Below are 24,410 nucleotides of genomic sequence, written 5' to 3' on the forward strand. Positions count from 1 at the left end.
CTTTATTATCGAGTTCGGTGACCGCCTGGACGGTCACTTCTGAGAAAAGGCATTTACACAGAATCTTAAACAGGCTCTAACAATTTTCAGCATCGTTTAAGGGCTTGTCTATCCCGCACTTAAAAGCTGAAGCGATATCCTCCGTTGACTTGCTTCTGATCAAAGAGGTTACCCTGCGTGTAATCCGCTTCGAGATAGAATGTGTGCTGTTTGTTATACTGTGCACTGACTCCCACGCCGTTATTCCAGCCATTACCTTTGAAACTGTACTTCTCCCGGGAGTTGTTCAACAGATATTCGGTATCCCCTGAAAACTCGCGGATAGCGCCAGTCTTCACATAGACATTCAGCTGGCTGTTGCCTGCGGTGATGTCATATCCCAGTATCATGCTGGCACGCCCCAGCAGCGATTCGTAGTGATTCAGATGTATATTGAGACCATTACTCGCCTTCATAGCCATCCCATTCTGGTGGCTGTATGTGAGCTGGGTTTGCGGCTCTATATAGAACCCATAACCAGTAGGGGTCAGGTTGAACCTCTGCCCGGCTTCCAGGGAGATGCTCAATCCATTCGCAGTGCCGTTGGCGTTAACGCCGTTGTTCTGACTGTCCAGTACGTGGAAACTATTTTTCTGGTGCGATGCTTTTACAACGAGATCGCTGTAAAAACCGTTGTGTGCCATGTAACTGGCGTACATTCCCATGTAGTCTGAACGTGCGGTACCGTCGCCTCCGCTATAGTCCGGCGATGCATGTGTTGAGCCAATATACAGACCGACATACAACGGCATTTCATCAGAGAGACGTTTATCCCCACCAAACTGGATACCGCTGTAACCCATGTCAAAGCCGCTCAGTTTGCCACTGGCAAAGGAGTCCAAGCTTCCCCCATAACTGCGCAACCAGATATTACCGTCTTTACCCTGATTTCGCAGGTCACCCATCCGTTGCATAAGCGTACGGTTTTCAACATAGTTCAATAAGTAACCGACATTGAGATAATTGCCGCCAGCATCTGCGGTCGTGGTGGGTTTAGGCGTGGGAGCGGGGGCAGGCGTAGGATCGGGGTTGACTATGGGGGGCTGAGCGGGAGCTGGTGTGGGCTCTGGATTAGGAGTCGGCTCCGGAATTGTCCCGGAAGCATAAAGCTCCCAGTTAGTGCCATTTTTACGCACATCATACAGATATCCCCCCAACTCAACCTGAGAAGACGCGCTGAACGAGGCCGCGCCGTCAGTGGTTTTTACCACTGTCAGAACTTCATTTCCCGTTGTGGCCTCGCTGCCCTGGTTACGGATAGCCAATACGTGATTACCAGCACTACTCCCGCAGATATTCAATAAATCTCCTTTATTATTAACGCCATTACCCTCGCCAACAACATCAGCACGCATAATAAAGGTACTGTTACCGCTAAGGTTCTCTACGTTTAATGTGGTAAATGTGCCGGCAGTTGACGCGTGGCTGGCAAAATCGACAGTTGAATGGCTCAGCGCCAGCGTGTCGAGATTAGAATTACTTGTTACGTTCCAGACGCTGTTATTCATTGCAACGTCCAGTTTCCCGCCATTGACATTATCGCTGAGTGAAGAACCTGTCCAAACCGACCCAGGGTGCATATCCAGATTGATTAGCCCACCTTTAGAAAGAACGCTACCGTTGATAAGCATACGACCCGAGGCGTTGATGCGGCTGGCGGCATAACCATCGTCATGTTGCGTTGCGATGGCCATCTGGTCGGGTGTACTCATATCAATGACCAGATCGCTCGTGAGATCGATCTGGCTGTTGGTCATGGCATAAATCCCCCTGGCTCCTGCCGCGCCGGTGATAGCCAAACTGTCTCCGGTTATTCTACCGCCGCTGAGCGCCCACAAACCCAGCGCCAGACTGCCATTACGATCAACCGTAATATCGGTATTTTGCATGTTGATAACAGCCGTTGCCGTCTGGGCTGAGGCACCATAAGAACCGCTGGAAAAGATGCTGTTTCGTTGCGCTGCCGTGCCAGAAAAATTGATTGTCGCGTCTGAACCACTGGTTACGAGGCCACCGCCCTGCGCGGAAGAAATATGGCTATCAGCACCGATAGTGGTTGTACCACCACGAACTTCGACGCCATTGGCAGCGGCTCCAGTTACATCAACAGTGAGTGCATTCGCGCTCACCTGGCCAAAGCTCCAGAGGCCGTGTGCATTATCGCCATTGGTTTTAATGGTACTGTTTGTTCCGAGATCGACAACAGAGTTTTTCTGTACGTTTATTCCCATGGCGCTGTAGCCCTGAACATCGATTGTCAGGTCTGTCGCCGTAAAACGCGCAGCACCGTTGGCGTTATTGCCGTTGAGACCACCGATATAAACACCTGTACTTCCATCGGTCTTGATTTTACTACCGCTTCCAAGATCGACACTGGTGCCATAGTCATTGATGGTTAGGCCTATACCGTTCGAGTTTTCAATGGTGAATTGAGAGGCTGTTAGTGTTGAGCTATGCCCAATAATGATGCCGTCATCGTTACTCTTAATGGTGCTGCCTGTGCCTAAGTCAGCATGTGTATAGTCACCAATTAAATTAATGCCGATGGCAGAGGTTTGACCAACAACATCTACTGTAAGTCGGTTAGCTGTCAGAGAGCTGTTCTTGCCCTGAATAATGATTCCCTTTGCATATCCAGAGGCGTCGTTGACATTGACGGTGACATCATCACCCAGGTTGATATTGCCAGGCGTGTTTCCTGCTGGGGTCATTACACCATAGAGGTTTCCTGATGGATCGGCGGTATCTCCTGTAATTCTGTCACCATCATTAATAGTAATATTGGTGCCATTTTGACTTCCTAAATCAGCAGCTATCAGCAGGGGGGAAAAGATAATTGCATTCAAACCAATAGCGCCATATTTTATCAGTTGAATGGAGGGCGAACGGATTTTTAATTCAGCGAGACGATCGGCTTTGGTATTCCCATTGTGTTGTTTGATGCCCATACCACTCCTATATAGTACCTAGGCTATGGGTCTATGGATTTTGTCATTTTGTTTAAGTCAATGAATAATATCCTCTTATCATCATGATATTTGTATGGTGCAATCATGATGAGCTGTTCTGAGAATAATTCTCTATTACCGGGCAAAATCAGGAACACAGGAATTAATATATATTTAACATCCCCCTTACAAAGGTGAGTTTAGATCGAGTTATTCCCTAAGTTGTCGTTACTTATTCGAATTCGTTACTATGAATATGACAAAAACATTACAACAAACAGCGGTTAAATAATTTGGTGAATATTTTTGGTAATAATCCTAATTAGTTATGGGATTTTCGCTTGATGTATCTGCATAACAAAAACAATATGAGCCATTTTTGCATTACTAATAAGAAAAAGCAAAAAAACATCGATATTCATTTTTGATCAATGGATTTTCTGGCATATCGTTATTATCGTGATACTGGTTATCATTTTCATCTTGCCAGGATCGCACGTAATCACGTTATTCGGGGGCTTTATCTGCTGGATATTGCCCTTCAGGCAAGTCTTTTTCTCGCCAGCATATTGGAGGGTGATCAATATTGATCAGCTGTAAAAGGTGTCTGATGTGCAGTGGAACAGAAACTTACGTGATCTCATTGCTAATGAGATATCCCTCATCTGAACACTTATGTCTTTAATTATTCTCGTGGTTCACTATAGGCAATAAGCACAAAAGTGTAGGATGTTATAAGAATGGTTAGGACTCGGTGAAATGAAAAATCCACGCAATTGCGTGGATTTTATATACTTTTGCGCTCTTCATGAGATTTAGCGAAACCTCATGAGACAACAAATTAATTAGACATTGAACAGGAAGTTCATTACATCGCCATCTTTAACGATGTAATCTTTACCTTCTGCACGCATTTTGCCTGCTTCTTTCGCGCCTTGTTCACCTTTGTAAGTGATGAAATCTTCGAACGAAATAGTTTGTGCGCGGATAAAGCCTTTTTCAAAATCAGTATGGATTTTGCCAGCGGCCTGCGGCGCGGTTGCACCAACCGGAATGGTCCATGCACGCACTTCTTTCACCCCAGCGGTGAAGTAAGTTTGCAGGTTCAGCAGCTTATAACCGGCACGGATCACGCGGTTCAGACCCGGCTCTTCCAGCCCAAGCTCCTGCATAAACTCGTCACGTTCTTCGTCGTCCAGTTCGGCAATGTCTGCTTCAACAGCAGCACAAACCGGAACCACAACAGAACCTTCTTTCGCCGCGATTTCACGCACCTGGTCAAGATACGGGTTGTTTTCAAAACCGTCTTCGTTGACGTTGGCGATGTACATTGTTGGTTTCAGCGTCAGGAAGCTCAGGTAACGAATAGCCGCTTTCTCTTCAGCGCTTAAATCCAGCGCGCGCAGCATACCTGCGTTTTCCAGCTGTGGCAGGCATTTTTCCAGTACCGCCAGCTCGGCTTTCGCGTCTTTATCGCCGCCTTTGGCTTTCTTCTGTACGCGATGAATCGCACGTTCGCAGGTGTCGAGGTCTGCCAGCGCCAGTTCTGTGTTGATAACTTCAATATCATCCGCCGGGTTAACTTTGCCGGAAACGTGAATGATGTTGTCGTTTTCAAAGCAGCGAACAACGTGACCGATCGCTTCGGTTTCACGGATGTTGGTCAGGAACTGGTTACCCAGACCTTCGCCTTTCGATGCGCCTTTTACCAGACCGGCGATATCGACAAATTCCATGGTCGTGGGAAGCGTACGCTGCGGTTTTACGATTTCAGCCAGTTGATCCAGGCGAGGGTCAGGCATTGGTACGACGCCTGTGTTCGGCTCGATGGTGCAGAATGGAAAGTTGGCCGCTTCAATACCGGCTTTGGTCAGCGCGTTGAACAGGGTAGATTTCCCGACGTTGGGCAAACCGACGATACCGCATTTGAATCCCATGATTTAAATCACCTTAATATCTTAATAATCAACCTGTTATTGCTAACAGATTGCAGAAATGGAAATAACTTTGCCTATTATACACGGCACTCGGCAAAAATGCCGCAGACAACGACTTATTGCGCTTTAAAGGCGTGCAATCGGTTCGTTGCTTTGGTCAAGCCCTCTGTAAACCACATTTCAGTACAACGTGCCGCTTCGTCGATGGCTTCATCAATTAACTTCTGTTCACTAACAGGCGGTTTGCCTAACACAAAACCGACAACTTTATTTTTATCGCCCGGATGACCGATTCCGATGCGTAAACGGTGAAAGTTAGGGTTATTACCCAATTTACTGATGATGTCTTTCAGTCCATTGTGACCACCATGGCCACCGCCCAACTTAAATTTGGCGACGCCAGGTGGCAGATCCAGTTCGTCGTGGGCAACCAGAATTTCGTCCGGATTAATGCGGAAAAAACTGGCCATCGCCGCAACGGCTTTGCCGCTGAGATTCATAAATGTAGTCGGGACTAACAGGCGGACATCTTCGCCTCCAAGGGTGACTCGCGAAGTATAACCAAAGAATTTAGCCTCTTCGCGCAGCGGAGCGCGCAAACGCTCTGCCAGTAAGTCAACGAACCAGGCACCAGCATTATGTCGCGTTGCGGCGCATTCAGCGCCGGGGTTCGCCAGGCCGACAATCAATTTAATCGTCACGTTTTTTTGTCCTGAGTGTGTACATAACTGGCGCGTAGTTTACTGGTTGCGGCCCCGCTTGACAAAAAACTGCGTATCAAATGCAGATAACGCAATAATTGCCTAAGTGGACTATTAGAAAGTCAAGGTGTTCAGGCGTTTATTTGTAAAGTTTTGTTGAAATAAGGGTTGTAATTGTGATCACGCCCGCACATAACCCACAGGGTGTTGTCTATACTTTACACATAAGGAAGAGGGGTATTCCCTGTTACAACCCAGAAAGTTCCGGAGGTGACATATGAAACGCAAAAACGCTTCGTTACTCGGTAACGTGCTCATGGGGTTGGGTCTGGTGGTAATGGTGGTCGGCGTGGGGTATTCAATCCTCAACCAGTTACCACAGTTTAATATGCCCCAGTATTTCGCACATGGTGCAGTGCTAAGTATTTTCGTCGGTGCCATTCTCTGGCTGGCGGGTGCCCGTGTTGGCGGGCATGAACAGGTGTGCGACCGTTACTGGTGGGTTCGCCACTATGACAAACGTTGCCGCCGTAGCGATAATCGCCGTCATAGCTAACAAATAATGCCGTTTGCTGACCAGTCAGTTTGCGCTGACTGGTCAATTTCGTACTTATAAATCCGCCATCGCCGCGCGACGATTCGGGAAGAACGCCAGGCGTCCCGGGATCGGTTGAATCCCTGCGCGAGCCATAGTGCGCAGCGGCTGGAATTCCACGTTACACACGCGCAGTTCACATCCTTCGGGCAGACGCTTCACAAAACGCTGGAACGCATCAAGGCCACCAGCATCAAGCACCGGAACGGCATCCCACTTCAGAATGACAATCCGCTTGCCTTCAAGGCGTGACTCGAGGTCCGTGAACAGGCCTTCAGCAGCAGCAAAGAACAGCGGGCCAATAACGCGCAGAACCAGGACATCGTCTGGAACGTCTACGACTACTGGTGCCAGGCGAGTCATACGCGCGATACGACGCATAAACAGCAGCGATGCCAACACGATCCCCACACTGATGGCAATAACCATATCAAACAGCACAGTCAATGACATACACAGTAGCATGACGATGATGTCATCTTTCGGCGCATGACGCAGCAAGTCGACCACTTTGTGCGCTTCACTCATGTTCCACGCTACCATCAACAGCAGGGCCGCCATGGCGGAAAGCGGCAGCCAGGAGAGCAGCGGTGCCAGTACCAGCAGGGCAAGAATAACCAGAATAGAGTGGATCACCGCCGAGATAGGGGAAGTAGCCCCGGCACGGACGTTAGCGGCAGAACGCGCGATGGCAGCTGTAGCGGTAATACCACCAAAGAATGGGGCGATGATATTCCCCAGTCCCTGACCAACCAGTTCACTGTTCGCTTTGTGTTTCGTTCCGGTCATACCATCCAGTACCACGGCGCAGAGCAGTGATTCAATTGCCCCTAACATCGCCATCGAAAATGCTGCCGGAAGCAGAGTGCGAATGGAGTCCCAGGTGAGGGTAAATTCGGAATTGGGCAGGTCCCACGGCAGTACCAGTTGCGGCAGCAGTTGCGGAATACCGTTACCCTGAGAACCATCGGCCAGAACGTAGTGGAATTGCGAACCGATGGTAGCAACATGTCCGCCGAGCAGGTTAACAATCCCCATCACCGCGCAACCAGCCAGCAAGGCCGGAAGGTGACCGGGTAAACGAATGCCCAGACGTGGCCAGAAAACCAGAATGCCAAGCGTCACAATGCCAATGGCAGCATCACCCACATTAATGGTCGGCAACGCCATAAATAATGCGCCGACTTTTTGTAGATAATGTTCCGGGACATGGGCCATTTGCAGACCGAGAAAATCTTTAATCTGCATGGTACCGATGGTGATCCCGATACCGGAAGTAAAACCTAAGGTAACGGAAACCGGAATATATTCAATCAAGCGTCCAAAACGTGCCAGCCCCATCAGGATCAAAAAGACACCTGACATGAGTGTCGCGACCAGCAGTCCTGCCAGTCCAAACTGTTGCGAAACGGGATAGAGAATTACCACAAATGCCGCAGTCGGACCGGAAACGCTAAAGCGTGACCCACCCGTCAGAGCAATGACAATCCCCGCAACAGCTGCGGTATATAAACCGTACTGGGGTGCCACACCACTACCAATAGCCAACGCCATCGCCAGCGGGATAGCAATAATCCCGACGGTTATCCCGGCAATCAGGTCACGGGTAAACCGTGCGGCAGTATATTTTTCTTTCCAGCAAGCGTCGATCAGAGCGCGGAAAGGCATCACATGTGAGGAAAATATTTTGTTCACAATAATGTTTCATCCGTGAGCGCATCATCTGTCAACTAAATGGCAGGTGAAGGAGGCATAGGTCATACAAATGGATATTACAGACAAAAAAACCCGCCGCAGCGGGTCTTTGAGCCGGGTTCGATTAGTGTTCGAACATGGCAGAGATCGATTCTTCGTTGCTGATACGACGAATCGCTTCGGCCAGCATACCTGACAGGGTCAGAGTACGCACGTTCGGCAGTGATTTGATTTCATCGCTCAGCGGAATGGTATCGCAGACAACGACTTCATCAATTACAGAGTTACGCAGGTTGTTCGCCGCGTTGCCAGAGAAGATCGGGTGAGTCGCGTACGCAAATACACGTTTAGCACCACGTTCTTTCAGCGCTTCAGCAGCTTTACACAGCGTACCGCCAGTGTCGATCATATCATCGACCAGTACGCAGTCACGACCTGCAACGTCACCGATGATATGCATCACCTGGGAAACGTTCGCACGCGGACGACGTTTGTCGATGATTGCCATATCGGTATCGTTCAGCAGCTTAGCGATAGCGCGGGCACGCACAACGCCGCCGATGTCCGGAGAAACCACAATTGGGTTATCCAGATTCAGCTGCAGCATGTCTTCCAGCAGGATCGGGCTACCAAATACGTTATCAACCGGAACGTCGAAGAAACCCTGAATCTGTTCAGCGTGCAGATCCACTGTCAGCACACGGTCAACACCGACGCTGGAGAGGAAGTCTGCAACCACTTTCGCAGTGATTGGTACACGAGCGGAACGGACGCGACGGTCCTGGCGCGCATAGCCAAAGTAGGGGATAACAGCGGTGATACGACCTGCGGAAGCACGACGCAGGGCATCAACCATAACGACTAATTCCATCAGGTTGTCGTTAGTAGGGGCACAAGTGGACTGGATGATGAAAATATCACCACCGCGTACATTTTCGTTGATTTGTACACTGACTTCGCCGTCGCTAAAGCGACCTACAGCGGCGTCGCCGAGTGAAGTGTACAGGCGGTTGGCAATACGTTGTGCTAGTTCCGGGGTGGCGTTACCAGCAAAAAGCTTCATATCAGGCACGAGAAGAACCTCAGGCATGCGTCCATTGGTGGAAAGAATCTGCCGAAAACTGTGCGGGCCAGGCATGATTCTTTCCAGGCGGTGTATTAAAGAGCGCGATGCAACGTCTGGAACAAGGTGACGTTGTCACCGAAACTCAGCTTGCCCGGCTTAAAGCATGGCTCTGTGCAATGGGGAAAGATTAACGCCTTTCGCCACAAAGCCATTGAGCCATTCCGGGGCTTGCTCTAGCACCTGGCGGGCTTCAGACTCTGTATCAAATTCAGCAAAGACACAGGCCCCTGTCCCAGTCAGGCGCGACGGGGCGTATTCTAACAGCCAGGAAAGCACCGCATCAACCTCGCGAAAACGTTTTCTTGCGATAACCTCGCAATCATTGCCGAATTCACATTTTAGCAACGTTTCTATTGACCTTTTTGGCGTATTGCGCGGGAGTTCAGGATCTTTAAAAATCACCGGAGTCGGAATACTTACACCAGGGTGCGCCACCAGATACCACTTCTCCGGCGGATCCACCGGCGTTAGTATTTCACCCACACCTTCTGCAAACGCGGCATGACCACGGACAAATACAGGAACATCTGCACCCAGCGTCAGACCCATTTCCGCCAGTTCATCAATGCTTAGCCCGCATTGCCAGAGATGGTTTAATGCCACCAGCACCGTCGCGGCATTGGATGAACCACCACCCAGACCGCCGCCCATCGGCAAACGCTTGTCAATACTGATTTCTGCACCGCTTCCCGTAGGAAGACGCCCGCTGGCGGCTGCTGTTTTCATCAGCAACCGTGCTGCGCGAACGATCAGGTTATCTTCATGTTCCACGCCTTCAACGGGGGTTAACAGACGAATATCCCCATCGTCACGAAGCTCAATGCTGATGGTGTCGCCGTAATCCAGGAACTGAAACAGCGTTTGCAGCGTGTGGTAACCGTCCGCACGCTGACCGGTAATGTATAAAAACAGATTAAGTTTTGCCGGAGAGGGCCACTGTGTCCGCATTATTTCACTATCCAGTTATCCATTTTTAACTTGATGCGCTGACCACCATCGGTGAGTTCCATATTGGCTGGCATCGCAGGTTGCGTTTTGGTGTCATAACCACCGTAAACAACTTTCCAGTTTTTGCCGTTTTGGCTGTAGGTGATTTCGCTGAGGCGATATTGATCGTCCAGTTTGTAGTCGGTTGCATCACCCGGTAAACCTAAAATCCACTGACGCAAACTGTTGAGCGGAATCGGCATTCCGGTCAATTTGCCAATCATCTCTTCGGCGTCATCGGCGGTGTAACGCTGCCCTTTATTGTCGACTAACTGCACGTTACCCGGCTGAGCATTCAGCTCCAGTTCGGTGCTGCCCAATGGGTTAGTCAGTAGCAGACGATAGCGATCCTGGCCGGTTTGTTGCCAGAAAAAGCGGGCGTAGACTTTTTGTTGATCAGAAATATAAGCGAATGCACCGCGAGTCTGATACTGATTAAGATTACGCACGTCTTGCTGATGCTGACGCCATTGTGGCGAATCCGGGCTTTTGCCAGGACCTTTCGGCGTGGTAACGGAACAGGCAGTAAGCACGAGAGCAGCCAGTGGTAGCAGACGGATAAGACGGAAATCGGGCAGGGGCATAATGATGACAAGTCCTTGAGATACGTTGCAGTTATAACCCTTAATGCTAGCGTTACCGTCCGCTATCGTCTATGTTCAAATTGTCTTAATTGCCAGAATCTAACGGCTTTCGGCAATTACTCCAAAAGGGGGCACTCTCTTTTATTGATCTCGCGCATCCTGTATGATGCGAGCAGACTAACCCTATCAACGTTGGTATTATTTCCCGCAGACATGACCCTTTTAGCACTCGGTATCAACCATAAAACGGCACCTGTATCGCTGCGAGAACGTGTATCGTTTTCGCCGGATAAGCTCGATCAGGCGCTTGACAGCCTGCTTGCGCAGCCGATGGTGCAGGGCGGCGTGGTACTGTCGACGTGTAACCGCACAGAACTTTATCTTAGCGTTGAAGAGCAGGATAACCTGCAAGAGGCGTTAATCCGCTGGCTTTGCGATTACCATAATCTCAATGAAGACGATCTGCGTAAAAGCCTCTACTGGCATCAGGATAACGACGCGGTTAGCCATTTAATGCGTGTTGCCAGCGGCCTGGATTCACTGGTTTTGGGGGAGCCGCAGATCCTCGGTCAGGTTAAAAAAGCGTTTGCCGATTCGCAAAAAGGCCATATGAAGGCCAGCGAACTGGAACGCATGTTCCAGAAATCTTTCTCTGTCGCAAAACGCGTTCGTACTGAAACCGATATCGGTGCCAGCGCTGTGTCTGTCGCTTTTGCGGCTTGTACGCTGGCGCGTCAGATCTTTGAATCGCTCTCTACGGTGACGGTACTGCTGGTGGGTGCGGGCGAAACCATCGAGCTGGTGGCGCGTCATCTACGTGAACACAAAGTACAGAAGATGATTATCGCCAACCGTACTCGCGAACGCGCCCAGATTCTGGCAGATGAAGTCGGCGCAGAAGTGATTGCCTTGAGCGATATTGACGAACGTCTGCGCGAAGCCGATATCATCATCAGTTCCACCGCCAGCCCGTTGCCGATTATCGGTAAAGGCATGGTGGAGCGCGCATTAAAAAGCCGTCGCAACCAACCGATGCTGTTGGTAGATATTGCCGTTCCGCGCGATGTTGAGCCGGAAGTTGGCAAACTGGCGAATGCTTACCTTTATAGCGTTGACGATCTACAAAGCATTATTTCGCACAACCTGGCGCAACGTAAAGCTGCCGCAGTTGAGGCGGAGACTATCGTCGCTCAGGAAACCAGCGAATTTATGGCCTGGCTGCGTGCACAAAGTGCCAGCGAAACCATTCGCGAGTATCGCAGCCAGGCAGAGCAAGTTCGCGATGAGTTAACCGCCAAAGCGTTAGCAGCCCTTGAGCAGGGCGGCGACGCGCAAGCCATTATGCAGGATCTGGCATGGAAACTGACTAACCGCCTGATCCATGCGCCAACGAAATCACTTCAACAGGCCGCCCGTGACGGGGATAACGAACGCCTGAATATTCTGCGCGACAGCCTCGGGCTGGAGTAGCAGTACATCATTTTCTTTTTTTACAGGGTGCATTTACGCCTATGAAGCCTTCTATCGTTGCCAAACTGGAAGCCCTGCATGAACGCCATGAAGAAGTTCAGGCATTGCTGGGTGACGCGCAAACTATCGCCGACCAGGAACGTTTTCGCGCATTATCACGCGAATATGCGCAGTTAAGTGATGTTTCGCGCTGTTTTACCGACTGGCAACAGGTTCAGGAAGATATCGAAACCGCACAGATGATGCTCGACGATCCTGAAATGCGTGAGATGGCGCAGGATGAACTGCGCGAAGCTAAAGAAAAAAGCGAGCAACTGGAACAGCAATTACAGGTTCTGTTACTACCAAAAGATCCTGATGACGAACGTAACGCCTTCCTCGAAGTCCGTGCCGGAACCGGCGGCGACGAAGCGGCGCTCTTCGCTGGCGATCTGTTCCGTATGTACAGCCGTTACGCCGAAGCCCGCCGCTGGCGTGTAGAAATCATGAGCGCCAGCGAGGGTGAACATGGTGGCTATAAAGAGATCATCGCCAAAATTAGCGGTGATGGTGTATATGGTCGTTTGAAATTCGAATCTGGCGGTCATCGCGTGCAGCGTGTGCCTGCTACGGAATCGCAGGGTCGAATTCATACTTCTGCTTGTACCGTTGCGGTAATGCCAGAACTGCCTGACGCAGAACTGCCGGACATCAACCCGGCAGATTTGCGCATTGATACTTTCCGCTCTTCAGGAGCTGGTGGTCAGCACGTTAACACCACCGATTCGGCAATTCGTATTACTCACTTGCCGACCGGGATTGTTGTTGAATGTCAGGACGAACGTTCACAACATAAAAACAAAGCTAAAGCACTTTCTGTACTTGGTGCTCGCATCCACGCTGCAGAAATGGCAAAACGGCAACAGGCCGAAGCGTCTACCCGTCGTAACCTGCTGGGGAGTGGCGATCGCAGCGACCGTAACCGTACTTACAATTTCCCGCAGGGGCGCGTTACCGATCACCGCATAAACCTGACGCTCTACCGTCTGGATGAAGTGATGGAAGGTAAGCTGGATATGCTGATTGAACCGATTATCCAGGAACATCAGGCCGACCAACTGGCGGCGTTGTCCGAGCAGGAATAATGGAATATCAACACTGGTTACGTGAAGCAATAAGCCAACTTCAGGCGAGCGAAAGCCCGCGGCGTGATGCTGAAATCCTGCTGGAGCATGTTACCGGCAAAGGGCGTACTTTTATTCTCGCCTTTGGTGAAACGCAGCTGACTGACGAACAATGTCAGCAACTTGATGCGCTACTGACGCGTCGTCGCGATGGTGAACCTATTGCTCATTTAACCGGGGTGCGAGAATTCTGGTCGCTGCCGTTATTTGTTTCGCCAGCGACCTTAATTCCGCGCCCGGATACGGAGTGTCTGGTGGAGCAGGCACTGGCGCGGTTGCCTGAACAGCCTTGCCGTATTCTCGATCTCGGGACGGGTACCGGGGCGATTGCGCTGGCGCTGGCTAGCGAGCGCCCGGACTGTGAAATTACCGCTGTAGATCGTATGCCAGATGCTGTCTCTCTGGCGCAACGTAATGCCCAGCATCTGGCGATCAAAAATATCCATATTCTGCAAAGCGACTGGTTTAGCGCGCTAGCCGGGCAGCAGTTTGCGATGATTGTCAGTAATCCGCCGTATATTGACGAGCAGGACCCACATCTTCAACAAGGCGATGTCCGCTTTGAGCCGCTCACTGCGCTGGTTGCGGCAGACAGTGGAATGGCAGACATCGTGCATATCATCGAACAGTCGCGTAACGCGCTGGTATCCGGCGGCTTTCTGCTTCTGGAACATGGCTGGCAGCAGGGCGAAGCGGTGCGACAGGCATTTATCCACGCGGGATATCATGACGTCGAAACCTGTCGGGACTATGGTGATAACGAGCGCGTAACGCTCGGCCGCTATTATCAATGACAAGTTTTTCTACACTGCTTAGCGTTCATCTCATTAGCATTGCGCTTTCTGTAGGGCTATTAACCTTACGTTTCTGGCTACGTTATCAGAAGCATCCACAGGCATTTGCTCGTTGGACGCGCATTGTGCCGCCGGTTGTCGATACGGTGTTATTGTTAAGCGGCATTGCGTTGATGGCTAAAGCGCACATCCTGCCATTTTCCGGGCAGGCACAGTGGCTGACTGAAAAGCTGTTTGGAGTTATCATTTATATCGTTTTGGGTTTTATTGCACTCGATTATCGTCGTATGCACAGTCAGCAGGCGCGCATTATTGCCTTCCCGCTGGCGTTGGTGGTGCTGTACATCATCATTAAACTCGCCACCACAAAAGTACCGTTACTGGGGTAAGTCATGAGATCGTTAGCTGATTTCGAATTTAATAAAGCGCCATTGTGCGAAGGCATGATCCTGGCTTGCGAAGCAATCCGCCGCGATTTTCCCTCGCAAGATGTTTACGACGAACTGGAGCGTCTCGTTACTCTGGCGAAGGAAGAAATCAGCCAGCTTCTGCCTTTAGAAGAGCAGCTGGAAAAACTGATCGCGCTGTTTTACGGCGACTGGGAATTTAAAGCCTCACGCGGCGTTTATCGTCTTTCCGATGCATTATGGCTGGACAAGGTGTTAAAGAATCGACAGGGCAGTGCCGTATCATTAGGTGCCGTTTTATTATGGGTCGCGAATCGTCTCGATTTGCCGCTGCTGCCGGTGATTTTCCCTACGCAGCTGATATTGCGCATTGAATGTCCGGATGGCGAAATTTGGCTGATTAATCCTTTTAACGGTGAATCGTTAAGCGAACATATGCTGGACGTATGGTTAAAGGGAAATATCAGCCCGTCGGCGGAACTGTTTTATGAAGACCTTGATGAAGCTGATAACATTGAGGTAATCCGCAAATTGCTGGATACACTCAAAGCTTCGTTGATGGAAGAAAATCAGATGGAGCTGGCGCTACGTACCAGCGAAGCATTATTACAATTCAACCCGGAAGATCCCTATGAAATTCGCGATCGCGGGTTGATTTATGCGCAACTGGATTGCGAACACGTTGCGTTGAACGATTTAAGTTATTTCGTTGAACAGTGTCCGGAAGACCCGATCAGCGAAATGATCCGTGCGCAAATAAATAACATCGCGCATAAACATATTGTGCTGCATTAATTAATCGACATTTTACTCAAGATTAAGGCGATCCTATGAAACAAAAAGTGGTTAGCATTGGAGACATCAACGTAGCAAATGACCTGCCGTTCGTACTGTTTGGCGGTATGAACGTGCTGGAATCTCGCGATCTGGCGATGCGCATTTGCGAGCACTACGTAACCGTGACCCAGAAACTGGGTATACCTTACGTGTTCAAAGCCTCTTTTGACAAAGCCAACCGCTCCTCCATCCACTCTTATCGTGGACCGGGCCTGGAAGAAGGGATGAAAATCTTCCAGGAGTTGAAGCAGACTTTTGGCGTGAAAATTATCACCGACGTTCACGAACCAAGCCAGGCTCAGCCCGTTGCTGATGTTGTGGATGTGATTCAGTTGCCGGCGTTTCTTGCTCGCCAGACTGACCTGGTTGAAGCCATGGCGAAAACCGGTGCGGTAATTAACGTCAAGAAACCGCAGTTTGTCAGCCCAGGCCAAATGGGTAATATCGTTGATAAATTCAAAGAAGGCGGCAACGAAAAAGTGATTCTTTGCGATCGCGGTGCTAACTTCGGCTATGACAACCTGGTTGTTGATATGCTGGGCTTCAGCATCATGAAGAAAGTGTCTGGTAATTCACCGGTGATTTTCGACGTGACCCACGCACTGCAATGCCGCGATCCGTTTGGCGCAGCTTCCGGCGGTCGTCGTGCTCAGGTGGCTGAGCTGGCACGTGCCGGTATGGCGGTAGGTCTGGCGGGGCTGTTTATTGAAGCGCATCCGGATCCGGAACATGCGAAATGTGATGGTCCATCCGCGCTGCCGCTGGCTAAACTGGAACCGTTCCTCAAGCAGATGAAAGCGATTGATGACCTGGTGAAAGGTTTCGAAGAACTGGATACCAGCAAGTAATCTTTTTTGCCTGAAAACTAAAGCCTTAGCGTTCTGCGTTAAGGCTTTTTTCATGGGGCCGGATACAAAAAAGGCCGCAGGCTGTTACCCCTGCGGCCGGTTTCGGGCGCATATTGCCATCACGGCAGCCTGACGCCCGTTTTCACCTTACTTCCGGTTACGCCACCAGCTGACAATCACTGCGGTAATAATCCCCGCCAGGATCGGTGCCGCCAGGTCGTGCCAGAAAATCATGGCAAACTGCGCGAGCGTCATATAGCCGCCTTGTTGTAATGACAACATTTTGCGGCTATTCTTGAAGTGTCTGGTTTCAAGATTAGCCCCCGTTCTGTTGTCAGGTTGTACCTCTCAACGTGCGGGGGTTTTCTCTTTCCAGCAACCAATGCCACCAGGGATAGAGCCCCCGCAACATTGCGCCTCACCGGATAACGCCGGCTTGGTGTGGATACTACGTCTCAATTCATCTTCACTTCATCCCTGAAATGTTTGCAATGAAGAGTGCATTCCGGTTTTTCAACAGCTGTTACAGTCGTTTCATGAGTGCTCTGGATGATGCTTCCAGCTCGGGTTGCCAATATTTACTTGCAGAAGAGATAAAGACAAAAAGGGCCGCAGGCTGTTACCCCTGCGGCCGGTTTCGGGCGCATATTGCCATCACGGCAGCCTGACGCCCGTTTTCACCTTACTTCCGGTTACGCCACCAGCTGACAATCACTGCGGTAATAATCCCCGCCAGGATCGGTGCCGCCAGGTCGTGCCAGAAAATCATGGCAAACTGCGCGAGCGTCATATAGCCGCCTTGTTGTAATGACAACATTTTGCGGCTATTCTTGAATTGTTGATGGTTCAAGATTAGCCCCCGTTCTGTTGTCAGGTTTTACCTCTCAACGTGCGGGGGTTTTCTCTTCCCAGCAACCAATGCCACCAGGGATAAAGCCCCCGCAACATTGCGCCTCACCGGATAACGCCGGCTTGGTGTGGATATTACGTCTCAATTCATCTTCACTTCATCCCTGACATGTTTGCAATAAAGAGTACATTCCGGCTTTTCAACAGCTGTTGCAGTGGTTTCGTGCAGGTTGTGGTACAGGCTCGCAATTCTGATTAACGACCTGTTCAGGTAGTATGAAGAAATACAATAAGCAGGAATTTATATTATCTCCCCCGATTTCTGTCATCGGAGGAGATATAACTATCAGGCAAATATCGTCATCAAATAGGCGGCAAACAGTGCCAGATGCGCTGCGCCATTGAGCACGTTAGTACGTCCGGTGGAGAAGGAGATATGGCACAGCACTAAAGAGGCCACCATCACCACCATTTCTGGCGCACCAAGTGCAAACTGCAATTCGTTACCCGTCATAAAGGCAATTAGCGTGACGACAGGTACGGTAAGCGAAATGGTTGCTAACACTGAACCAAAGAACAGATTCATCGCGCGCTGGACCTGGTTGTTCAACACTGCTTTTAACGCACCTAAACCTTCCGGCGACAGAATCAACAGAGCCACCAGGAAACCAGTAAAGGCGACAGGGGCATTCATGCTGTCGAGCAATGTCTCCAGCGGGCTGGCGTTCATTTTGGTGACTGCAATAACGGCAATCAGATGGACAATCAACCAGATAGCATGCCACAGGCTGCTATGGGCAGACGGTTTACCGTGGTGCGGGTCGTCATCATCACTGTCATCTTCGTGCTCGTAGACAAATAAACTTTGATGCGTTTTGGTCTGGATCAGCAAAAATACGCCATACATTGCCGCAGAAATTAATGCTACCAGTAACGCCTGACCGGTTGAAAAATTCGCCACAGGCAGAGCCATTGGAAATACCAGTACGATTATCGCCAGGGGGAACAGCGCAATTAAATACTGCTTGATACCAAACAGATTCATATATTGGGTGGCAAACTTGCGTCCGCCCAACAATAATGAAAAGCCAACCAGCCCACCGGTAACAATCATAATGATTGAATAGAGCGTATCACGCATTAGCGTTGGCGCGGCGTCGCCGGTTGCCATTAAAGCTGAAATCAAACTGACTTCAAGAATAACCACTGAAAGGCTAAGAATAAGCGAACCGTAAGGTTCTCCCAGGCGATGGGCTAATACGTCCGCATGACGGACAACACTAAAGGCGCTACTTAAAATACCAATAAGAGCAAGAAGGTTGATGGCAATGACCACTGGTAGTGTCTGGCTGCTTCCCCACAGGAACAGCACTACCAGCGCCAGAACCGGGAAAATAAGCGAAGTCTCCTTGTGGCGGGTTTTTACCGCCTCTTGAGCATTTGACATTATGGTTATCCCTTTGCAGATGAATTTATCGAAAATGTAAAAAATAGGTAGGAAAAATAACAGAAAGTGTCTGGATATCGGTAACATTTTACGAATTTTTACCCCACTGTCGATTTTTTACTCATCGGGCCATAAAAATAAGCAATGCGTTTAGACAATGTTTGTTTTAGCGTTTCTTAAGAAGAGTCTGACATGAAAATTCTTATGTTTTGGCAAGAGTGGATATTGTTGACCACACTTAATGTTCAACTTTGTAAAAGGAGTCAACGATGCCGTATAAAACGAAAAGCGATCTGCCGGAAAGCGTAAAGCACGTGCTACCGTCTCATGCTCAGGATATCTATAAAGAAGCGTTCAACAGCGCATGGGATCAATATAAAGATAAAGAAGATCGGCGTGATGACGCCAGTCGCGAAGAAACCGCGCATAAAGTGGCCTGGGCTGCTGTGAAGCATGAATATGCCAAAGGGGATGATGATAAATGGCATAAAAAATCGTAAAACTGGTAGCTTAGTTAAAGCTATTCGTGCGGTGTTGCCTTGCAAGTGGTCCGTGGATTGCATATTGTCCCGTTAATGGTTTCAAAATGAGCAGTAAAATGTCCGGAAGACACCAAAAAGTTGTCGCAGGGAAGTATGCAGTGGCGGAGGTGTAAGGTGATAACGCGTGATTTCTTGATGAATGCCGATTGTAAAACGGCATTTGGTGCCATTGAAGAATCACTCTTATGGTCAGCAGAGCAACGGGCGGCTTCGCTGGCGGCGACGCTGGCTTGTCGACCTGATGAGGGACCGGTGTGGATCTTCGGTTATGGATCGTTGATGTGGAATCCGGCACTGGAGTTTACCGAGTCGTGCACCGGTACACTGGTTGGATGGCATCGCGCGTTTTGCCTGCGCCTGACCGCCGGGCGCGGGACTGCGCACCAGCCGGGACGGATGCTTGCACTGAAAGAGGGCGGACGCACCACAGGCGTCGCCTATCGACTGCCAGAAGAGACGCTGGAGCAGGAACTAACACTGTTGTGGAAGCGCGAGATGATTACCGGCTGTTATCTGCCAACCTGGTGTCAGCTTGATCTTGATGATGGACGCACAGTAAACGCCATTGTGTTTATTATGGACCCGCGACATCCAGAATATGAATCTGACACTCGCGCTCAGGTCATCGCGCCGTTGATTGCGGCGGCGAGCGGTCCACTGGGAACCAACGCACAATACCTGTTTTCACTGGAACAGGAGCTTATCAAACTGGGAATGCAGGACGATGGGCTGAATGATTTGCTGGTATCGGTAAAAAAACTGCTGGCGGAGAATTATCCGGATGGTGTGTTACGGCCGGGATTCGCCTGAGTAAACTTCCCTCATAGTGGGGCGTCAGACGCCCCCTCAAACATTAAAATGTGAGCACTTTATCGGCTGACAGCGTCCATTGCGCCAGTTCCACAAGAGTACCGATTTCCACCCCATCAATCAGAGGAAGTGTACTAATCCCGCGCCCGTCGGTACAGGTTTTGCACAATTTCACCGGTACATTCTGAGCGGTAAGGATCTCCAGCATTTGCTGAATGTTGTAGCCTTCCCCTGGTTTTTGCCCGCGCAACCCGGCTGTGACCGCATCAGACATCAGGAACAGACGCAGATCCAGATTGTTCTCCTGCTCTCGTAACGCAATGGCCAGCCGCAAGCTGTTAAACAAGGATTCGCTCCCGTAAGGTGCGCCATTGGCAACGATCACGATTTTTTGCATTATTTACTCCTGTATTCAGGGAATTAGACACTTATCTTCTATCTTACTGCTTCTGCAGCGTCTGACCAATCGGTCACATTTTTAAGGATTTTCCTGAAAGCGCGAGAAAATACGACAAAAGTTGCCAGTAATCGTTATTCTTTAAGGCTATGGTTTTTCATTTTTTACCGGAAGTTACCGACGTTTTGAGCCGTTTCGTTCCTCGCATTATTCCTTTTTATTTACTCTTGCTGGCGGCAGGCGGTACAGCTAACGCACAATCTACCTTCGAGCAAAAAGCGGCAAATCCCTTTGATAATAACAATGATGGTCTGCCGGATTTAGGCATGGCTCCCGAAAATCATGATGGGGAAAAACACTTTGCTGAAATTGTGAAAGATTTCGGCGAAACCAGTATGAATGATAACGGGCTGGATACTGGCGAGCAGGCAAAAGCTTTCGCATTGGGAAAAGTCCGCGACGCGCTTAGTCAGCAGGTTAATCAGCACCTGGAATCCTGGCTATCACCGTGGGGAAATGCCAGTGTTGACGTCAAAGTAGATAACGAAGGTCATTTCACCGGCAGTCGCGGAAGTTGGTTTGTGCCTTTACAGGATAATGATCGTTATCTCACCTGGAGCCAGCTTGGTCTTACTCAGCAGGATGATGGGCTGGTGAGCAATGTGGGCGTTGGGCAACGCTGGGCGCGCGGCAACTGGCTGGTGGGTTATAATACTTTTTATGACAACTTGCTGGACGAAAATCTTCAGCGAGCGGGCTTTGGTGCCGAAGCGTGGGGCGAATATTTGCGACTATCGGCAAACTTTTACCAGCCGTTTGCTGCATGGCATGAACAGACAGCCACGCAGGAACAACGGATGGCGCGCGGGTACGACCTGACAGCCCGGATGCGCATGCCGTTCTATCAACACCTCAATACCAGCGTCAGCGTAGAACAGTATTTTGGTGATCGCGTTGATTTATTTAACTCTGGTACGGGTTATCACAATCCCGTCGCGTTGAGTCTGGGATTAAATTATACCCCAGTGCCATTAGTCACGGTGACGGCCCAGCATAAACAGGGTGAAAGCGGCGAGAATCAAAATAACCTCGGGCTGAATCTTAAATACCGTTTTGGTGTACCACTCAAAAAACAACTTTCTGCGGGCGAGGTTGCCGAAAGTCAGTCGTTACGTGGTAGTCGCTATGATAATCCGCAGCGAAATAATCTACCGACTCTTGAGTACCGACAGCGAAAAACGTTAACGGTGTTTCTGGCGACACCGCCGTGGGATCTAAAACCTGGCGAAACAGTGCCGCTGAAATTACAAATCCGCAGTCGTTATGGTATTCGGCAACTGATTTGGCAGGGCGATACGCAGATATTAAGTTTGACGCCGGGCGCACAAGCCAATAGCGCGGAGGGCTGGACGCTGATCATGCCTGACTGGCAAAACGGGGAAGGGGCAAGCAATCACTGGCGATTGTCTGTAGTGGTGGAAGATAACCAGGGGCAGCGTGTCTCCTCCAATGAGATCACGCTAACGCTTGTCGAACCGTTCGACGCATTGTCAAACGACGAACTGCGCTGGGAACCGTAATCAGAAAATGCGCTCCTGATGCACCCATACTGCTGCTTCCACGCGAGACTTGAGCTTCATTTTCTTCAGCATGTGCTTGACGTGCACTTTTACTGTGCTTTCGGTGATGTCCAGGCGGCGGGCAATCATCTTGTTCGGCAAACCCTGGGCAATCAGCTTGAGAATATCGCGCTCGCGTGGAGTTAACTGGTTAACATCGCGTTCAGTAGTGGCACGGTTAGCGCGCAAGCTGGCGGCCAGAACAGGCGTTAATGCTTCGCTTAATACCATTTCGCCAGCAGCAGCCTGATGCAATGCTTTCAGCAGATCTTCCGGTTCCATATCTTTTAACAGATAGCCATCCGCGCCGCGTTTCAGTGCGGTGACCACATCTTCTTCATGGTTAGAGACGCTGAATACCACAATGCGCCCGGAGAGGGACTTTTCGCGCAGTTTATCCAGCGTTTCCAGACCGTTCATGCCGGGCATATTGAGATCTAACAAGATCAAATCGGGATCAAGAGACTCCGCCAGTTCAATACCCTGTTCGCCATTACTCGCTTCGCCAACCACGGTGATATCTGGTGCCATACTGATAAGCTGTTTTACGCCAGTTCGCAGCATCGGGTGATCGTCAATCAGCAGGATAGAAGCCGGTTCCTGATTACTCATGGGTATCTCCTTGGACGTCTGTGAAAGTTTTTTCGGGAATAAAGGTGACCACCACTTCGGTGCCACCTGATTCACGACGGCGGACGCGGCAATCGCCTCGTAAACTTTGCGCACGGTCGCGCATTATTATCATGCCGTAGTGATTGCTGCGGATGGCATTTTCAGGCACGCCGCAGCCGTTATCCTGGACGGTCAGTTTGACCTGATTATCGTTTTGCGCCACTGTCACCACGACCTCACTCGCTTGCGAATGTTTGAGGGCGTTACTTAATGCCTCACGGGCAATTTGCAACAGATGGATTGCCTGATGCGAAGGCACCAGACGAGGCGGCAATTGATAATCCAGCTTCACCGGGAAGCCAAACCTGGCGCTGTACTCTTCGCAACTCGCCTCCAGCGCCGGACGTAATCCAGGCTCGGTGAGCTGCAAGCGGAATGTGGTGAGCAATTCACGCAACTGCGCCCAGGATGCATTCAGTTCGTTACGGATCTGACTTAACAGTTCGCGGCTGCTTTCTGGCAGCGCATCGCCCTGCATCTGTAAACAACTCACCTGCATCTTCATGCAAGAGAGAGATTGGGCAATAGAATCATGCAGTTCGCGCGCAATGGTGGCACGCTCTTCCATCACGATCAACTGTTGCTGACGTTCCTGATGGCGATCCAGCGCAAGCGTGGCGGTGAGTTGTTCAACCAGGGTATCCACCAGTTGTTGTTGATCATGACTAAGATGACGCCCCTGCGGCAGGGTTGCCAGCAAAATACCGTACTGCGTATGAGAGTCAGCCAGCCGCCACTTCAGGGTTGTGCCGCGATCGCCAACGGGGAGTACACCGCGCGGGCAGAGCTGACAGCCTTTATCATCGCAGGTCATATCTGGCTGGCAGGTAAACTCCTGATGATTCTCTTCATCATCAGTGTCATACACCCGCAGTTCGATATCACGTAGCAGGGTTAAATTCTGTAAGCCGTTGAGTACAGGTGACAGGCGTTCACACAGCGGGGCGCGGGAATGCAAACGGCGGTTGGCCTGCCATAAAAAAGAGAGGATCTGATTTTTATGTTCCAGCCCGGCGGTTTTCTCCTGAACCCGCTGCTCAAGTACGGCGTAACTTTCCGCCAGTTCTGCAGACATATTGTTCAACGCAGTTCCAAGCATAGCCATTTCGTTGCGCCCGCTGATGTTCGCGCGTTGGGTAAAATCGCGATGGCTGACGGCACTCGCCATTGCCAACAACTGCCGCCACGGTTGTAGCAGTCGCGCCCGCAACCAGATAATAGTGAACACCAGTAAAAGTGCCATAAATACCGCCATTACCCGATGGACCAGCACCACTGTCTCAATGCGCATTTCCGTGGTGCGGTCAAAACCAGATACCAGTTGATCAAGCCCGGCAACAAACTGGCTGACATCCGCTGACACCGTTTTGCGGTTTTGTGCACGCAGCAGCGCAGGGATCAGTTCATTACGCCAGTAATCTTGTAAACCCTGTAGTTGCGCCAGTTGTCCGTCTCGTTCTGCTGCTCGGGTTAACTCGGCGCTAAATGCCGTTTGTTCCATCTCTTTAATTAAGGGCTTGTCTTTCTCGCTTAATGGCACTGCCGCCAACAGACGGTAACTTTGCATGCGCAGCGATCCCGCTTTGTTGATCGCATGGGCGCTGCCCTGAACGCCTTGTACCAGCCAGCCAGAAACCGCCATCCCCGCCAGTCCAATAGCAGTAGAAAGCAACACAATAAGCGCAACCTGATTAACCAGGGTGAGCGGAGAGAGACAACGTTTAAGCATGCAAACCTCTTCCTTCAGGCTTTAAATGAGCAATAACCTTAATGAATGTGACGATACATTCTGGAATGGCAGTATTCTCGGCTATTGGCTGAAGTATACCCATACCCGGAAAGAGTTACTCCTTATTTGCCGCGTGGTAAGTCGCTTTACATCGGTAAGGGTAGGGATTTTACAGCACCGTGAAAAATCTCATAATTTTTATGAAATCACTGTA

Annotated in this window: 23 protein-coding genes; 10 read left to right on the forward strand and 13 right to left on the reverse strand. The window is 50.2% G+C overall.

Features of this window, described 5'->3' with window-relative positions; genetic code table 11:
* Positions 1-119: 119 nt before the first annotated feature.
* The 3 genes from BEB42_RS11175 to pth form a co-directional block, all read right to left on the reverse strand.
* Positions 120-2,987, reverse strand: coding sequence for an autotransporter outer membrane beta-barrel domain-containing protein (locus BEB42_RS11175; protein ID WP_001353264.1), 2,868 nt, complete (start codon positions 2,985-2,987; stop codon positions 120-122).
* Positions 2,988-3,832: 845 nt separating this feature from the next.
* Positions 3,833-4,924: a redox-regulated ATPase YchF gene (gene ychF / locus BEB42_RS11190; protein ID WP_000505866.1), complete on the reverse strand. Its 1,092-nt coding sequence runs from the start codon at positions 4,922-4,924 to the stop codon at positions 3,833-3,835.
* A 116-nt stretch (positions 4,925-5,040) separates the two neighbouring features.
* Positions 5,041-5,625: an aminoacyl-tRNA hydrolase gene (gene pth, locus BEB42_RS11195; RefSeq protein WP_105267372.1), complete on the reverse strand. Its 585-nt coding sequence runs from the start codon at positions 5,623-5,625 to the stop codon at positions 5,041-5,043.
* Between the two features lie 277 nt (positions 5,626-5,902).
* On the opposite strand from pth, the gene ychH reads away from it, so the two are divergent.
* Positions 5,903-6,181 carry a stress-induced protein YchH gene (gene ychH, locus BEB42_RS11200; RefSeq protein WP_000823885.1) on the forward strand — a complete coding sequence of 93 codons (279 nt, stop codon included), beginning with the start codon at positions 5,903-5,905 and terminating at the stop codon, positions 6,179-6,181.
* 54 nt (positions 6,182-6,235) lie between these two features.
* On the opposite strand, the gene dauA is transcribed toward ychH, so the two are convergent.
* The 4 genes from dauA to lolB form a co-directional block, all read right to left on the reverse strand.
* Positions 6,236-7,915 carry a C4-dicarboxylic acid transporter DauA gene (dauA, locus tag BEB42_RS11205; protein ID WP_001033364.1) on the reverse strand — a complete coding sequence of 560 codons (1,680 nt, stop codon included), beginning with the start codon at positions 7,913-7,915 and terminating at the stop codon, positions 6,236-6,238.
* Positions 7,916-8,039: 124 nt separating this feature from the next.
* Positions 8,040-8,987, reverse strand: a complete 948-nt coding sequence (gene prs, locus BEB42_RS11215) for a ribose-phosphate diphosphokinase (protein ID WP_001298109.1) — start codon at positions 8,985-8,987, stop codon at positions 8,040-8,042.
* Positions 8,988-9,137: 150 nt separating this feature from the next.
* Positions 9,138-9,989, reverse strand: a complete 852-nt coding sequence (gene ispE, locus BEB42_RS11225) for a 4-(cytidine 5'-diphospho)-2-C-methyl-D-erythritol kinase (RefSeq protein WP_001260319.1) — start codon at positions 9,987-9,989, stop codon at positions 9,138-9,140.
* Positions 9,989-10,612, reverse strand: coding sequence for a lipoprotein insertase outer membrane protein LolB (gene lolB, locus BEB42_RS11230; protein WP_001130692.1), 624 nt, complete (start codon positions 10,610-10,612; stop codon positions 9,989-9,991). The genes ispE and lolB overlap by 1 nt, the downstream gene beginning before the upstream one ends.
* Positions 10,613-10,825: 213 nt before the next feature.
* Between lolB and hemA the strand changes: the two genes are divergently transcribed.
* The 6 genes from hemA to kdsA are packed head-to-tail and all read left to right on the forward strand — an operon-like array spanning position 10,826 to position 16,131.
* Complete coding sequence (hemA, locus tag BEB42_RS11235) at positions 10,826-12,082, forward strand: glutamyl-tRNA reductase (protein ID WP_001353262.1); 1,257 nt, start codon at positions 10,826-10,828, stop codon at positions 12,080-12,082.
* Positions 12,083-12,123: 41 nt separating this feature from the next.
* Complete coding sequence (gene prfA / locus BEB42_RS11240) at positions 12,124-13,206, forward strand: peptide chain release factor 1 (protein WP_000804726.1); 1,083 nt, start codon at positions 12,124-12,126, stop codon at positions 13,204-13,206.
* Positions 13,206-14,039: a peptide chain release factor N(5)-glutamine methyltransferase gene (gene prmC, locus BEB42_RS11245; protein ID WP_000456456.1), complete on the forward strand. Its 834-nt coding sequence runs from the start codon at positions 13,206-13,208 to the stop codon at positions 14,037-14,039. The genes prfA and prmC overlap by 1 nt, the downstream gene beginning before the upstream one ends.
* Positions 14,036-14,428 carry an invasion regulator SirB2 gene (gene sirB2, locus BEB42_RS11250; protein WP_000200378.1) on the forward strand — a complete coding sequence of 131 codons (393 nt, stop codon included), beginning with the start codon at positions 14,036-14,038 and terminating at the stop codon, positions 14,426-14,428. Before prmC ends, sirB2 begins: the two co-directional genes overlap by 4 nt.
* A gap of 3 nt (positions 14,429-14,431) precedes the next feature.
* The gene (gene sirB1, locus BEB42_RS11255) at positions 14,432-15,241 is read left to right on the forward strand and encodes an invasion regulator SirB1 (protein ID WP_105267373.1); all 810 of its coding nucleotides are present in this window, start codon (positions 14,432-14,434) and stop codon (positions 15,239-15,241) included.
* A 35-nt stretch (positions 15,242-15,276) separates the two neighbouring features.
* Positions 15,277-16,131, forward strand: coding sequence for a 3-deoxy-8-phosphooctulonate synthase (gene kdsA / locus BEB42_RS11260; protein ID WP_000811065.1), 855 nt, complete (start codon positions 15,277-15,279; stop codon positions 16,129-16,131).
* A 147-nt stretch (positions 16,132-16,278) separates the two neighbouring features.
* Here kdsA and BEB42_RS11265 read toward each other — a convergent pair whose 3' ends face one another.
* From BEB42_RS11265 to chaA, 3 genes are all read right to left on the reverse strand, one after another.
* Positions 16,279-16,386 (reverse strand): type I toxin-antitoxin system toxin Ldr family protein, encoded by a 108-nt coding sequence (locus BEB42_RS11265; protein WP_000170956.1) that lies wholly within the window; start codon positions 16,384-16,386, stop codon positions 16,279-16,281.
* A 427-nt stretch (positions 16,387-16,813) separates the two neighbouring features.
* Positions 16,814-16,921 (reverse strand): type I toxin-antitoxin system toxin Ldr family protein, encoded by a 108-nt coding sequence (locus tag BEB42_RS26230; protein WP_000170956.1) that lies wholly within the window; start codon positions 16,919-16,921, stop codon positions 16,814-16,816.
* 405 nt (positions 16,922-17,326) lie between these two features.
* On the reverse strand, positions 17,327-18,427 hold the full coding sequence (chaA, locus tag BEB42_RS11275) for a sodium-potassium/proton antiporter ChaA (protein WP_001306585.1): 1,101 nt from the start codon (positions 18,425-18,427) through the stop codon (positions 17,327-17,329).
* A gap of 269 nt (positions 18,428-18,696) precedes the next feature.
* Here chaA and chaB point away from each other — a divergent pair, with 269 nt between their 5' ends.
* Together chaB and chaC are read left to right on the forward strand one after the other, a co-directional pair.
* Positions 18,697-18,927 (forward strand): putative cation transport regulator ChaB, encoded by a 231-nt coding sequence (chaB, locus tag BEB42_RS11280; protein ID WP_001146444.1) that lies wholly within the window; start codon positions 18,697-18,699, stop codon positions 18,925-18,927.
* A 156-nt stretch (positions 18,928-19,083) separates the two neighbouring features.
* Positions 19,084-19,779 carry a glutathione-specific gamma-glutamylcyclotransferase gene (gene chaC / locus BEB42_RS11285; RefSeq protein ID WP_001295621.1) on the forward strand — a complete coding sequence of 232 codons (696 nt, stop codon included), beginning with the start codon at positions 19,084-19,086 and terminating at the stop codon, positions 19,777-19,779.
* A gap of 43 nt (positions 19,780-19,822) precedes the next feature.
* On the opposite strand, the gene ychN is transcribed toward chaC, so the two are convergent.
* Positions 19,823-20,176, reverse strand: coding sequence for a DsrE/F sulfur relay family protein YchN (ychN, locus tag BEB42_RS11290; RefSeq protein ID WP_001169659.1), 354 nt, complete (start codon positions 20,174-20,176; stop codon positions 19,823-19,825).
* 185 nt (positions 20,177-20,361) lie between these two features.
* On the opposite strand from ychN, the gene ychO reads away from it, so the two are divergent.
* Positions 20,362-21,756 (forward strand): inverse autotransporter invasin YchO, encoded by a 1,395-nt coding sequence (ychO, locus tag BEB42_RS11295; RefSeq protein WP_024218647.1) that lies wholly within the window; start codon positions 20,362-20,364, stop codon positions 21,754-21,756.
* Here ychO and narL read toward each other — a convergent pair whose 3' ends face one another.
* On the reverse strand, positions 21,757-22,407 hold the full coding sequence (narL, locus tag BEB42_RS11300; RefSeq protein ID WP_000070485.1) for a two-component system response regulator NarL: 651 nt from the start codon (positions 22,405-22,407) through the stop codon (positions 21,757-21,759). It lies immediately after the preceding gene.
* Positions 22,400-24,196, reverse strand: a complete 1,797-nt coding sequence (gene narX, locus BEB42_RS11305; RefSeq protein ID WP_000918048.1) for a nitrate/nitrite two-component system sensor histidine kinase NarX — start codon at positions 24,194-24,196, stop codon at positions 22,400-22,402. The genes narL and narX overlap by 8 nt, the downstream gene beginning before the upstream one ends.
* Between the last annotated feature and the right edge of the window lie 214 nt (positions 24,197-24,410).

The sequence above is a fragment of the Escherichia sp. MOD1-EC5990 genome, from assembly GCF_002965285.1.
GTDB classification, from domain to species: Bacteria; Pseudomonadota; Gammaproteobacteria; order Enterobacterales; family Enterobacteriaceae; genus Escherichia; species Escherichia coli_F.